The organism is Devosia aquimaris (assembly GCF_020169335.1).
GTDB lineage: Bacteria > Pseudomonadota > Alphaproteobacteria > Rhizobiales > Devosiaceae > Devosia > Devosia aquimaris.
The window spans coordinates 540,035-552,778 of record NZ_JAIEZN010000001.1; the positions used below are offsets into that span (position 1 = coordinate 540,035).

General features: G+C 64.3%; 15 protein-coding genes. 7 read left to right on the top strand and 8 right to left on the bottom strand.

Annotated features, from left to right (window positions below; all coding sequences use genetic code 11):
* Positions 1-22: 22 nt before the first annotated feature.
* Together K1177_RS02610 and K1177_RS02615 are read right to left on the bottom strand one after the other, a co-directional pair.
* Complete coding sequence (locus K1177_RS02610; RefSeq protein ID WP_224701768.1) at positions 23-709, bottom strand: retropepsin-like aspartic protease family protein; 687 nt, start codon at positions 707-709, stop codon at positions 23-25.
* Positions 710-780: 71 nt separating this feature from the next.
* Positions 781-1,635 (bottom strand): adenosylcobinamide-GDP ribazoletransferase, encoded by an 855-nt coding sequence (locus K1177_RS02615; protein ID WP_224701769.1) that lies wholly within the window; start codon positions 1,633-1,635, stop codon positions 781-783.
* 57 nt (positions 1,636-1,692) lie between these two features.
* On the opposite strand from K1177_RS02615, the gene cobT reads away from it, so the two are divergent.
* Positions 1,693-2,715, top strand: coding sequence for a nicotinate-nucleotide--dimethylbenzimidazole phosphoribosyltransferase (gene cobT, locus K1177_RS02620; protein WP_224701770.1), 1,023 nt, complete (start codon positions 1,693-1,695; stop codon positions 2,713-2,715).
* A gap of 14 nt (positions 2,716-2,729) precedes the next feature.
* Here cobT and K1177_RS02625 read toward each other — a convergent pair whose 3' ends face one another.
* Positions 2,730-4,256: an ATP-binding protein gene (locus tag K1177_RS02625; protein ID WP_224701771.1), complete on the bottom strand. Its 1,527-nt coding sequence runs from the start codon at positions 4,254-4,256 to the stop codon at positions 2,730-2,732.
* Positions 4,257-4,346: 90 nt separating this feature from the next.
* Here K1177_RS02625 and K1177_RS02630 point away from each other — a divergent pair, with 90 nt between their 5' ends.
* The 3 genes from K1177_RS02630 to K1177_RS02640 all read left to right on the top strand — a co-directional run bounded on the left by K1177_RS02630 (position 4,347) and on the right by K1177_RS02640 (position 5,879).
* Positions 4,347-4,868 (top strand): thermonuclease family protein, encoded by a 522-nt coding sequence (locus K1177_RS02630; RefSeq protein ID WP_224701772.1) that lies wholly within the window; start codon positions 4,347-4,349, stop codon positions 4,866-4,868.
* Positions 4,869-5,010: 142 nt separating this feature from the next.
* Positions 5,011-5,490 carry an Lrp/AsnC family transcriptional regulator gene (locus K1177_RS02635; RefSeq protein ID WP_224701773.1) on the top strand — a complete coding sequence of 160 codons (480 nt, stop codon included), beginning with the start codon at positions 5,011-5,013 and terminating at the stop codon, positions 5,488-5,490.
* Positions 5,487-5,879 (top strand): VOC family protein, encoded by a 393-nt coding sequence (locus K1177_RS02640; protein WP_224701774.1) that lies wholly within the window; start codon positions 5,487-5,489, stop codon positions 5,877-5,879. The genes K1177_RS02635 and K1177_RS02640 overlap by 4 nt, the downstream gene beginning before the upstream one ends.
* On the opposite strand, the gene K1177_RS02645 is transcribed toward K1177_RS02640, so the two are convergent.
* The 5 genes from K1177_RS02645 to K1177_RS02665 all read right to left on the bottom strand — a co-directional run bounded on the left by K1177_RS02645 (position 5,876) and on the right by K1177_RS02665 (position 9,499).
* Complete coding sequence (locus K1177_RS02645) at positions 5,876-6,697, bottom strand: SDR family NAD(P)-dependent oxidoreductase (RefSeq protein WP_224701775.1); 822 nt, start codon at positions 6,695-6,697, stop codon at positions 5,876-5,878. The genes K1177_RS02640 and K1177_RS02645 overlap by 4 nt on opposite strands.
* Positions 6,690-7,124, bottom strand: a complete 435-nt coding sequence (locus tag K1177_RS02650; protein WP_224701776.1) for a hypothetical protein — start codon at positions 7,122-7,124, stop codon at positions 6,690-6,692. The genes K1177_RS02645 and K1177_RS02650 overlap by 8 nt, the downstream gene beginning before the upstream one ends.
* Positions 7,114-7,788, bottom strand: a complete 675-nt coding sequence (locus K1177_RS02655; RefSeq protein WP_224701777.1) for a dienelactone hydrolase family protein — start codon at positions 7,786-7,788, stop codon at positions 7,114-7,116. The genes K1177_RS02650 and K1177_RS02655 overlap by 11 nt, the downstream gene beginning before the upstream one ends.
* 44 nt (positions 7,789-7,832) lie before the next feature.
* Positions 7,833-8,846 carry a GTP 3',8-cyclase MoaA gene (gene moaA, locus K1177_RS02660; RefSeq protein ID WP_224701778.1) on the bottom strand — a complete coding sequence of 338 codons (1,014 nt, stop codon included), beginning with the start codon at positions 8,844-8,846 and terminating at the stop codon, positions 7,833-7,835.
* Positions 8,847-8,974: 128 nt separating this feature from the next.
* Positions 8,975-9,499, bottom strand: a complete 525-nt coding sequence (locus tag K1177_RS02665) for a L,D-transpeptidase (protein WP_224701779.1) — start codon at positions 9,497-9,499, stop codon at positions 8,975-8,977.
* Between the two features lie 327 nt (positions 9,500-9,826).
* On the opposite strand from K1177_RS02665, the gene rpiA reads away from it, so the two are divergent.
* From rpiA to gor, 3 genes are all read left to right on the top strand, one after another.
* The gene (gene rpiA / locus K1177_RS02670; RefSeq protein ID WP_224703674.1) at positions 9,827-10,531 is read left to right on the top strand and encodes a ribose-5-phosphate isomerase RpiA; all 705 of its coding nucleotides are present in this window, start codon (positions 9,827-9,829) and stop codon (positions 10,529-10,531) included.
* Positions 10,532-10,560: 29 nt separating this feature from the next.
* Complete coding sequence (locus tag K1177_RS02675; RefSeq protein WP_224701780.1) at positions 10,561-11,073, top strand: DUF2059 domain-containing protein; 513 nt, start codon at positions 10,561-10,563, stop codon at positions 11,071-11,073.
* Positions 11,074-11,190: 117 nt separating this feature from the next.
* Positions 11,191-12,570 carry a glutathione-disulfide reductase gene (gene gor, locus K1177_RS02680; protein ID WP_224701781.1) on the top strand — a complete coding sequence of 460 codons (1,380 nt, stop codon included), beginning with the start codon at positions 11,191-11,193 and terminating at the stop codon, positions 12,568-12,570.
* Positions 12,571-12,744 lie beyond the last annotated feature (174 nt).

Genomic DNA, 12,744 nt, shown 5'->3' on the forward strand with positions numbered 1-12,744 from the left:
CTTGCACCGGCCGTCCCTGTTTTTAGTCGACCAGTTCCAGCGAATTCTGTGTCACGCTGTAGCGCTGCAGCGTCTCAAGGAAGGTCTGGCCCAACAGGCTCGTCTCCAGGGCCCCGCGTTCGGCAACAAAGGCCGTAACGCCCTCGCGCATAATCCCGCCGACCTCCAGCCGATCAATGCGGATGCGCGCCGCCCGGCCCGTGCCATTGGCTGTTGAAACCGGGATGGTGAAGTTGAGCGCGTCGGTGTCGATACCGGCGGCCTCTGCATCGGGGACGCTGAGCACCACGGCGCTGGCGCCGGTGTCAAAGATCATGGGCGTCGTGTGGCCATTGATGGTCGCGTTGACCTGGAAATGCCCACCGATACCGCGCCGGAACGTGGCCGTGCCCTGGTTGGCATCGACCAGCGCCACGCCAGGCTGGAACTCGCCCATCACGCGGCCGGCAATCCCCACCAACTCGTCGCGATAGGCATAGGTCAACCCGGCCACGCCGAAGATGCCGACCCACAGCACCACGCCAGTCAGCAGCTCCTTGATGCGGCGGGGGCGCGTGAACAGGCCGCCGGCAAACACGATCAGCAACACCAGCAGCGGGATCAGCTGCGCAGTCTGCATCTCGCTGAGGCCAACAAGGCTCCCCGCGTCAGCGCTGATCAGCAAGGCCAGTCCCACCGCGATCAGCAGCGCAATTCCGATGAAGATCATGCTGGTGCGCTTTCTCTGCGGGGTCGGGTCATGCTCCAGATAAAGGCAAGGCAGGCGGCGATTTCAAGGCCTCAGCGCAGGGCGAAGGGTAACAGCGCCGTCAGCACAGCCGCTTCGGTCAGGGCGCCTAGCGCGCCGATGAGGTCCCCCGTCTGGCCGCCGACAAGGCGTTTGCACAGCGCCGTCCAGCCCGCCGCCATCAACACTGCAGCCAGCACCGCTGCGCCGAGCGCCACTACGCTCGTGGCCGGTCCCCCCAGCACGAACAGCAACAACCCGGCAAAGACCGCGCCCACGGCAAAGCTGACTGGCGACACGCTGCCTGCTGCAGCCGACAGCCCGTCGCTGCGCGCCGCGGGCAGGGCGACCGCCAGCCAAATGGCCGATGAGCGCCCGGCAACGCTTGAGGCCAGCCAGATGGCCCCCGCGCCAAGGGGACTCACTGCGGCGACGGCGCCCAGGCCGGTGAGCCGCAGCAGGATGAACAGGCCCAGCGCAGACACCCCATAGGTCCCGTGGCGGCTGTCCTTCATGATTTCCAGACGACGCGCCACCGTGTGCCCGCCAAACAATCCATCGGCGGCATCTGCCAACGCGTCCTCGCCCATGGCGCCGCTCGCCACGACCATGGCGGCAACAGCCAGCGCCGCTGCAAAATAGGGTGGCAGGCCAGCCAGGGTGCCCAGCACCAGCAGCAGCGCCGGCCCAATGCCAATGGCGATACTGGCCAGCGGCAGGGCCATGGCAATGCGGTTGAGATCGGGCGGCTGGTGCGGTGAACTGCCCGTGGGCAGCCGCGAGAACAGCCGCAGCGCCATGATGAAATCGGCGGCCAGACCCATGGCCGGTGGCGGCGGCGGTGGGCGGCTGGCGTCACGCACATCGCTGTCGATGGCGTCGCTGGATTGCTCCTGGCTCAATTGCATTTGCCCCCGTTCTACGCAACAAGTCCCCACTTCCTACCACAGCAGACCGGACTCGCCATGCCTTCGCTCAACCCCGCCTACGCTGATGTCGTCGAGCTTTTGACGCTGCCGCCCGATGGCGATGAGTCGGCAGTTGCCGCCGTGCGCGCCCGCGATTCCCAGCTGACCAAGCCGCCCGGCTCGCTCGGCCAGCTCGAAGGCCTGGTGGAATTTCTGGCCCGCTGGCAGGGCCGGGCCCAGCCGCGGCTCGACAACCCCATGGTCACCATCTTTGCCGGCAATCACGGCGTCACCGATCAGGGCGTGTCGAGTTTCCCGCGCGAAGTGACGGCGCAGATGGTCGCCAATTTCACCAATGGCGGCGCCGCGATTTCGCAGATTTGCGCCCTGCACGAAATCAACCTGCGTGTGTTCGAGCTGGCACTTGAACTGCCCACCGGCGACATCACGCTGGAGCCGGCGCTGGACGACAAGATGTGCGCGGCCACCATCGCCTATGGCATGGAGGCCATCGCCGGCAAGCCGGACCTGATCTGCATCGGCGAGATGGGCATCGGCAACACCACCGTGGCGGCCGCCATCTATGCCGCCCTGTTCGGCGGCACAGGCGCCGATTGGGTTGGCCGGGGCACAGGCGTCGATGATGCCGGCCTCGCCCGCAAGGCCGATGCGGTTGATCGCGCCCTGGCGCGCCATGCCGGCGAGCTGGACCATCCCCTGGCCATTCTGGCCCGTGTCGGTGGCCGCGAGATCGCCGCCATGCTGGGCGCGTTGATCGCAGCCCGCCACCAGAAGGTGCCCGTCATTGTCGATGGTTTTGTCGCCACGGCGGCGGCCGCTATTGCCTATGCGGTCAATCCTGCGGCCATCGACCACTGCCTCTTCGCCCACGTCTCCGCCGAGTCAGCACACGCAAGGGCACTTTCGGCCATGAGCCAGAAGGGCCTGCTCGATCTGGGCATGCGGCTGGGTGAAGGCAGTGGCGCCGCTCTGGCCGCTGTCCTGGTCAAGACTGCGCTGCACCTGCACACCAATATGGCGACGTTCGATTCCGCCGGGGTCAGCGGCAAGGAGAGCTGAGGCGCGAGAAGCGCCTAGCCAGCCTGTGAATAGATCTCGAGGCGGTTCTTCTTTTCCACCACCGGCGCCAGCGCATCCATGACGCGGGCGCGCGGGAAGGTGGCGATCACCTCGGTGCCGAAGCGCAGCTTGCTGAACAGGTCGAACCGGCCCTGGTGCAGTTCCATGATCTTCTGCACGATCGGCAGGCCCAGGCCCGCGCCCTGTTCGGCGGTCTTCTGCGCCAGTGAACCCTGGCCGAAGGACGACAGCACGGTTTCGATCTCGTCCTCGGGAATGCCCGGGCCGTTGTCCTTGACCGAGACCATTTGCCCGCCGTCGCTGCTGCGCTGCACCACAAGGATCACCTTGCCGTTCTGCGGGGTGAACTTGATGGCGTTGCTCAAAAGGTTCAGCACCACCTGGCGGATGGCGCGCTCGTCGCCCCACAGCTTGGGCAGGTTGTCGCCTACGCTGAACACCAGGTCGATGCCCTTCGATTTTGCGCGCAGCTCCATCATGCGGCGGCAATCGGCGGCGATATCGACCAGCGACACCACTTCTTCGTTGAGGTCATACTTGCCTGCCTCAATGCGGCTGAGGTCGAGCAGTTCGTTGATCAGGTTCAGCAGGTGCTGGCCGCTGCTGTGGATGTCGCCGGCATATTCCTTGTACTGCGGCACCTGATGCGGTCCCAGCAGCTCGGACTGCAGCACTTCGGAAAAGCCGATGATGGCATTGAGCGGGGTACGCAGCTCATGGCTCATGGTGGCCAGGAATTGCGACTTGGCGATATTGGCCTGCTCGGCGTGGCGCCGGGCTTCGTCCGACATATGCCGGGCCTCTTCCAGCTCGCTGATCAGCGCATCCTTTTCGCCCTGGTGCGTCAGGGTTTCGAGCTCGGAGGCATGCAACTGGCGGGCCAGGTAGACAAAGAAGATTTCGCCGCAGATGGCGACGCCACCCAGCGTATAGTTGAGCACGCCCCCCTGCATCACCAGCCCTGCGGACACGGTCAGCGTGGCGGGCAGGGTGCTCATCAGCGTAGCGGGCGGCTGCGTACGGGTCACGATGGCATTGGCGGCAATGGCCACCAGCACCATGGCAAACATCACCGGCGCCAGGTTTTCCTGCGAGGCAACCAGGGTGAACAGCGCCAGCAGCGACCAGGCAATGCCGAGCACCAGTTCGCCGGCAACAAAGGTTGCGGTCCATTCCGCGGCGTTGAACCTGGCGGGATCGCTCTTGCGGAAGCGCTGCGCCATCAACACCACGATCAACAGCGCCATCGTCACCGAACCGGCCCAGAGCGCGGTAAACAGCGGCGGCACCCAGAGCGTGGCAACAGTGGCCAATATGGCGACGATCGCGGCCATCGGCAAAGCACCGGCTACGCGGGACTCCGCATAGTCGTGCATGAGTTCGAAGTCGAAGGAGGCGCGCGTTCCCGAACTGGAGGTGAGGCGCTGGCGCGCGTCGAGCACAGTCTTCTGCGCTGAGCGCTTTCCGTCACGTCCCATCTGCGAACGGACGTCGTCAGTGACAGCCGGTTGGGACGTCATGGTTACTCATTACTAACTGATGCGAACAACTACGCAATTCGCTACGCTGATGGCGCCAAGCTTAGCCGGGCGTAGTTAACGGGTGGTGAAATGCGACGGCGCAAGGCGCGCGCAATCTCCGGGTTTGTCCGCCGACGCGCTGTGCTGGTGCCTGCCGCGGTGCTGGTTGTCGCACTGGGCTTGGCCCTGCAGCACTGCTCTGGCCAGCGGGAGCTCACTGGCCAGGCGCGCGCCAGCGACGGCGACAGCGTCCATCTCGGAGACACCCGCATCCGACTGGCTGGCCTGGATGCGCCCGAACTGGACCAGATCTGCCCCATGCCCGATGGCACAGACTGGGCCTGTGGACAGGCGGCGCGCGCCGCGCTCGCCGATCTGCTCGCCGCCGGGCCGGTGACCTGCCGCGCCCAGGGGCAGGATCGCTATGGTCGCATGATTGCGCGCTGTTCTGTCGCTGGCAGCGATCTCGGCACCAGCCTGGTGCAGCAGGGGCTGGCTGTTTCGGCCGGCGACTACTGGACGGAGCACCTTGCCGCGCGGGCGCGCGGGATCGGCATCTGGCAGGGCGGTTTTGACCTGCCTGCCAGTTGGCGCCGACAATCCGCGCCCTGACGGGGGTGATCGTGCCTGCCGTGCGCTGTGGTGGATGCAGCAATAATATTGCTAGCCGAGCAGCTTTGTGGCACTAACGAGCGCAATTCCGACCGGAATTGTTGCAATTTTAGAATTATGATCTCGCGGGGGCGAAGTGGCTTTGGACAAGATCGATCGGAAAATTCTGACCCTTCTGCAAAAGGATGCGACCATGCCGGTGGCGGAAATCGGCCGCAAGGTCGGTCTGTCCACCACCCCATGCTGGCGCCGAATTCAGAAGATGGAAGAAGACGGCGTCATTCAGCGCCGCGTGGCCGTGCTCGATCCGGCCAAGGTCAATGTCGGCGTCACCGTCTTTGTGTCGGTCAAGACCAATGAGCACAATGACGCCTGGATGCGCAAATTCGCCGCCGTGATCGATGAGTTTCCCGAAGTGGTCGAGTTCTACCGCATGAGCGGGGATGTCGATTATCTGATGCGCGTTGTGGTGCCCGATATCGGCGCCTATGACAGCTTCTACAAAAAGCTCATCAGCAAGATCAATCTGACCGACGTCAGCTCCGCCTTTGCCATGGGCCAGATCAAGTACACCACGGCACTGCCGCTCGACTTTGCCATCGTCGTCGATGACGACAAATGAGCCTGGTCGGCTTTGAACATGTTGGCATGACCTCGGGCGATCTTGATCGCACCATTGCCTTCTATTGCGACCTGATGGGCTTGCGCCTGGCGCTGCGCAAGCCGAACGTCATCTTTCTCGATGCCGGCGGCGGCATGCTGGAAGTCTTCGGCCCTGCCGATGGTGCCACCCCGTCGCGGGACGTTCCCCCGGGCGAAGCCGGCATGCGCCACCTGACGCTGGCCTATAGCGATGTCGACGCGATGATCAACAAGCTCGAGGCGGCGGGTGTGCCCATCGTCGAGCGCCCGCGCAACGCCCACAACACCGAGATGGTCCGCCGTGTCGCCTTTGTGCGCGATCCCGACGGCATCATGGTCGAACTGATCGAACGCGCACCCGGCCGCTAGGCCGGTCGGGGCCTTTTGCCGTCGATGTCCGCGATGTCATAGGCCTCGGCAAGTGCGGCCGCGACCTGCACTGTGCCGGACTTGTTCATGAGCAGGGGATCACGCCACAGCCCGGCGATCACGCGACCGATGAACTGGGGCGATTCCGAATTGCTTAGGTCAAAATACTCGGCGGCGCGCATGACGGCTTCGGTGCGCACCAGCCCCGGATAAAGTGACACTGCAGCTACACCGTGCGGGCGCAGTTCATGGGCGAAGTCCGCGATCATCTTGTCGGCACCGGCCTTGGCGATACCGTAGATGGCGTTGCCATCGTGCCGTTGCGCCGCCCAGTAGGATATGTTGACGATCAGCCCGGCGCCCTGGCGGACCATGGTCGGCGCAGCCGCGCGGGCTGCAACGAAGGCACCGCGAAGCGCCGTTCCTACCATGGCGTCCCATCGCCACATCGGTTGCTCCCAGAACGGCTTGGCCCAGGTGAAGTCATTGCCCTCCACCATGTTCTCATAGCCAGGCCAGGCATTGTTGACGAGAATATCGATCCGGCCGTGCCGCGCCACAATGCTGGCAACCACCGCCTCGGTCTGGGCGTCGTCGGCATGGTCGCACACATGGGTCGTCAAGTGCCCGGGCAGGCCGGCAGCCTCGGCGACCAGCCCGTCCAGCGATCCCTCGCGCTGCGGATGCACCGCTGCCTGCGCATCTGTCCGGGTGCGCGCCGTCACATGCACGCTTGCGCCTTCTGCCAGCAAGGCCAGTGCAATGCCGCGCCCGATACCGCGACTGCCACCGGTCACCAGCGCAACCGTCTCACGCATCTGTTTGGTCCTCCAGCGCCGCCATCGCCGTACCCAGCACATCATGCGCCAGCGCCCGCCGCCCGTCCGGCCAGGCAATCATCACGCGCTGCACGCTGTGCCCATTATAGAGGCTGACCATGAAGTCTTCCACGGACAGCTTGCCGTAGTCCTCGACCGGCACCGTCATGGCTTCGATCACCAGCCGTGGTCCGTCACCCTGTCCGCACAGCGCCAAAACCGTGCCGATCGCCGGCTGGGCCGCCGCCCGGGCGGCGCGATAGGCCAGGATGTCCTCCGCCTCCGGCGCTGCCGCAAACTGGCGGTCCACATAGGCGTCGATCAGCATGGCCACCAGCATCGCACGGCGCAGCGACAGCGGCGCGGCCTGTGCCGCCCGCCACTCGCCCTCCAGATAGTCCCGGTGTTGCGCCAGCTCAGCCGACATGCTTGCGGAAGAATTCGAGCGTACGGGCCGAGGCCTTGGTGCAGGCGTCAACATCGAAGGTGACCTGCCGCTCGCTGTTGCAGAAGCCGTGGCCGGCCGCATAGGTGTAGATCGGCACATCGGGATGCCTGGCCTTGAGCGCCTCGATCTGCTCCAACGGAATGCCGGTATCCTGATCGCCGAAGTGCATTTCGAGCGGAATGGTCGGGGCAAGGTCGATATAGTTCGGCACGCCGCCACCATAATAGCCCGAGGCCGCGCTGAGCCCTAGACCATGATGGGCGGCCCGCCAGGAGATGGCGCCGCCAAAGCAATAGCCGGTGATGCCCACCTTGCCGGCCTCTGCGGCAGCATCGACAGCGGCTTTGACGTCCAGCAGTGCCGTCTGCGGGTTAAAGCGCTTCATCAGCTCGCCGATCACCACAAACTGCTCGGGGCCGTAGTTGTCGCTCTCATAGCCAAACTCGATGCGGTCGAACATGGCCGGCGCAATGGCCAGGAACCCGTGCTGGGCATAGCGGTCCACAACGCTGCGGATCCAGGTGTTGAGGCCCCAGACTTCCTGGATCACCACCACACCGCCCCGCACCTTGCCTTCGGGCACGGCGCGATAGGCATTGAGGGTAAAGCCGTCGCTGGCGGTCAGAGTCGTGCGTTCGCCCATGGTCGTCTCCAGTTCGCTTTGATATCGAGTATCGACGGGTCGGCTCAGCCGCCCGTCACGCTCATGTGCCGCGCAACGGCCGGCTGCGGCCGGTTGCGGTCCAATACGAAGTCATGCCCCTTGGGCTTGAGCAGCATGGCCTGGTCCATGGCAGCATCCAAACCCGCCGCGCCACCGCTGCGCAGCGCGTCCCGCAGGTTCACCTGGTCGTCCTGCCCCAGGCACATGAACAGCTGCCCTGTCGCGGTCAGCCGCACGCGATTGCAGCTTTCACAGAAATTGTGGCTCATCGGCGTAATGAAGCCGAGCACGCCATCGGTCTCGGCGACATGCACATAGCGCGCCGGGCCGCCGGTACGCTTCTCGAGCCTGGTCAGGCTGTAGCGGCGCGCCAGTTGGTCGTGCAGTTCGCGCAGAGGCAGGTGGCTCTGCACCCGGTCCATGCCCACGTCGCCCAGCGGCATGCCTTCGATCAGCGTCAACCCCATGCCGCGCCCATGCGCCCAGGCCATCATCGGCTCGATCTCGTCGGCATTGACGTCGGCCATGGCCACCATATTGATCTTGACGGCGAGGCCGGCCGCCTGCGCCGCATCAATTCCGGCCATCACATCGGCCAGCCGCCCCCGGCGGGTGATGGCGGTGAAGCGCGCGCTGTCGAGCGTATCCAGCGACACATTGATCCGTCGGACGCCAGCCGCGGCGAGCCCCTCGGCGTGTCGCGCCAATTGGCTGCCATTGGTGGTGATGGTCAATTCGTCCAGGCCGTGGCCGATGCGGCTGCCCAGGCTGCGCACCAGATCCATGATGTCGCGCCGAACCAGCGGTTCACCACCGGTCAGCCGGATGCGTGTGGTGCCCCGATCAATGAACGCAGCGGCGATGCGCTCGATTTCCTCAAAGCTCAGCACCTCCCGCTTGGGCAGGAAGGTCATGTCCTCGGCCATGCAATAGACGCAGCGGAAGTCGCAGCGATCCGTCACCGATATGCGCAGATAGGAAATATGCCGCCCATAGCGGTCAACGAGCGGACGGGCAGGGGGCATGGTCAGGGTCATGCCGCCAAATCTAGTCGCCGGACGGGTTTTTTCAAAGCCAATTGGCAATGAAAAAAGGGTCGCCCTGCGGCAACCCTTTCACGTGTCTGCGAGCCGGGACGATGGCCCCTGTGCGCGCCGGCGTCGGCCTAGTGATGCACGACGATGGTTGCACCAACCTGTACGCGCTCATAGAGGTCGGCAACGTCTTCATTGGTCAGGCGAATGCAACCCGAGGACACGGCCTGGCCGATCGAGGACGGGTCCGACGTGCCATGCACGCGGTAGAGCGTGGAGCCGATATACATCGCACGGGCACCCAGCGGGTTGTTCGGGCCGCCCGGCATATAGGCCGGCAGGTCCGGAACGCGCTTGCGCATCTGCGGCGGCGGGGTCCAGCCGGGCCATTCCGCCTTGCGGGTGATGCGGTGCGTGCCGGTCCAGGTGAAACCATCGCGACCGACGCCAATGCCGTACTTCAGGGCCTTGCCGTCTTCCAGAACCAGGTAAAGCCGGCGTTCGCCGGTTTCCACCACGATCGTGCCGGGCTTATAGTTGGTCTCATAGGACACGATCTCTTTCTTGATCGAGCCGTGACGACCCTTCTGCGGCAGCTGCAGGGTGGATTCGTCGACCCAGTTGGCCTTTTCGGGGTCGTAGACCTGCCGGGCCATGGTCGGCGCCCCTGCCGCCACAGACATCAGAATAGACAGCCCGACCACTATGACTGACTTGATTATGTGCATCTTTGCGACTTCGCCTTTGCAAGGAGTTCGTGCGTTTGATTCGTGCGCGGAACAATTGGCATTGCTTACGCGCTTTAAAGTGCAGCGAAAAGAGGCGGTTGCCCCGATTGCGCCATAGTTTGTTCACCATGCCGACAGAGTGTTGCCAGCTGGTTACAACCCGCGTTCACCAACTCGTGATCGTGTCCGGCGTGACGCATTGACACAGCGCCCTTTGCACTGCAAGTGCAGGCCATCAGCGCAGCGGAGACGGCAATCATGAGCGAACACCTCAAGCGTGAAGCGGCGGCCATGGCGCTCAGCCAGATCCGGCCCGGACTGCGGCTGGGCCTGGGCACAGGATCGACGGCGCGCCACTTCGTCGATCTGCTCGGCGAGAAGGTTGCGCAGGGCTTTGACTGCATCTGCGTACCAACCTCCGAGGTCACCGCGCAACAGGCTCGCGAGCTCAATATTCCCCTGTCCGATCTCGATACGCTTGACCGGCTCGACATCACCGTCGACGGCGCCGACGAGATCGACCGCGATCTCAATCTCATCAAGGGCGGCGGCGGCGCGCTGCTGCGGGAAAAGATCGTGGCAGCTGCGTCCGACGCCATGATCGTGATTGCCGATGGGTCCAAGCTGGTCGAGACGCTCGGTCGTTTCCCGCTGCCCATCGAGGTCAACCGCTTCGGCCTGGGCGCCACGCGCCGCGCAGTTGCTGCCGTTCTGGCGGCCCACCAGGCCCAAGGCGACCTCCGCCTGCGCCAGGCTGCCAATGGTCAGGACTTTGTCACCGATGGCGGCCACCTGATCCTTGATGCTTTTTTTGGCCGCATTTCGCAGCCAGAAGCGCTGTCGCGCGATCTGCTCGATATTGCTGGCGTGGTGCAGCACGGCCTGTTCCTCAAAATGTGCAAGACGGCTTATGTGGCGACCGCAGATGGCGTAATAACGCTGCCAGCGGCTAAGAATTGATAGTTCCAGACAACACGGGTGGATCGAAGATGACCGGTACGATGATGCGCGTTAAGGCGTTTGTGGCAGTGGCGCTCAGCGCCGGCACTTTGGCCTTTGCCGTGCCTGCCATGGCCCAGGAACTGGCCCCCGAGCAATTGGCCCTGGCGCGCCAGTATATCGACCTCACCGACCGCGCCTCGGTGTTCGAGGTGACCATGGTCGAGATCGGCATCGGCACCATGCGCCAGATCGTGCAGCAGAATCCCGAACTGGCCGAAAAGACCGACGCTGCCGTCGGCAAGATTCTTGAGGAATACCGCTCGCGCAAGGGCGACCTGATGGACCAGTTCGCCCGCGTCTATGCCGCGCGCTTCACGGCAGCCGAACTGCAAGAAATTGTTGCCTTCTACAGCTCCGAGACCGGCAAGAAGCTCGCCCAGGCCAACACCGAGGTGAACTCTGACCTGCAGTCGGTTCTCCAGGTCTTCACCAACAACATCCGCCAGGAGTTCTTTGCCAAGGTCCGCGCCGAGCTGCGCGCCCAGGGCGTCGAACTCTAGCACCACCCGCATTTGATGCGCTGGAGAGCCCCGCACTTGTGCGGGGTTTTCTTTTGCGCCCGCTCCACCTATATCCATCGGTGAATGCCGATATACCCCGGCAGCTGGAGCCCACTTATGAGCACGACATACGATCTTGTTGTCATTGGCGCTGGTTCGGGGGGCGTCCGGGCTGCGCGCATGGCGGCCAGCTTTGGCGCCAAGGTCGCCATCGTCGAGGAATATCGGGTCGGCGGCACCTGCGTGATCCGCGGCTGCGTGCCCAAGAAGCTCTATGTCTATGCCAGCCGGTTCCATGACCAGTTCGATGTGGCAGCCAGCTTCGGGTGGTCCGTCGAGGCCAGTTTCGACTGGCGCACCCTGGTCGACAACAAGGAAAAGGAAATCACCCGGCTCGAGAGCGCCTATGTCGCCAATCTCGAGAAGCCGGGCGTGGAGATCATCCGCGACCGCGCTGTGGTCACCGGACCCAATTCCGTGCGCCTGGTGGGGCAGGGGACCGAGCTGACCACGCGCTATATCCTTGTCGCTACCGGCGGTCGCCCCAACAAGCCCGATATTGCCGGCGCCGAACTGGCCATCACCTCCAACGAGGCCTTTGACCTGCCCGCGCTGCCCCATTCCATCCTGATCGCCGGCGGCGGCTATATCGCGGTCGAATTTGCCACCATCTTCGCCGGCCTTGGCGTTCACACCACGCTGATCTACCGCGGCGACTGCATCATGCGCGGCTTTGACGAAGATCTGCGGCGCGGCCTTGAGGCGGGGCTGATCGAGCGCGGCGTCAAGCTCATCTACCAGACCACCATCGACTCCCTGGCCCGCGATGGCAGCGATGTCGCCGTTACCTTCAGCGATGGCGTCACTGCACCCTATGGCGCTGTCATGTTCGCCATCGGCCGCTCGCCCAACACCGAAGGGCTTGGTCTCGACCAGGTCGGCGTCAAGCTGCACTCCGATGGCGCGGTGGCTGTCGATGCCTGGTCGCAATCGTCCGTGCCATCCATCTATGCGGTCGGCGATGTCACCGGTCGCGCCGCGCTCACGCCGGTGGCCATCCGCGAGGGCTGGTACTTCGCCGAGACCGTCTTCAACAACAACAAGATGGCCGTGGACCATTCCCAGATTCCCACGGCGGTCTTTGCCGATCCTGAACTGGGCGTCATCGGCCTCACCGAAGCGGAAGCCGCCACCCATGGCGACATTGATGTCTATCTCGCCAAGTTCCGGCCGATGATGAACACGCTGTCCACCCGTACCGAGCGCATGATCCTCAAGCTCATCACCGAGAAGGACGGCGGCAAGATCCTGGGGTGCCACATTCTGGGGCCGGGCGCTGCCGAAATGATCCAGCTTGTCGCCATTCCCATGGGCATGGGCGCCACCAAGGCCGATTTCGACCGCGCCATGGCGCTGCATCCCTCGGCGGCCGAAGAGCTGGTGACCTTCAAAGCGCCCAGCTACACCTATCGCAACTGCGAAAAGGTCGGCGGCTGATCCTTCTGCGGCCTCGTTCCTTGAGGACCGAGTCCCGCACATATCAACGGTTGAGGGGCAGCGCCCCTTGACCCGGCGACACACAGGCCGCCCTGCCGCCTAAAGTCTGGCTCGAATGTCCTTGTCCCGCCCTGCGTCCCTTGGTATTCCGCCCCCACCAATCCGTAACCGCGC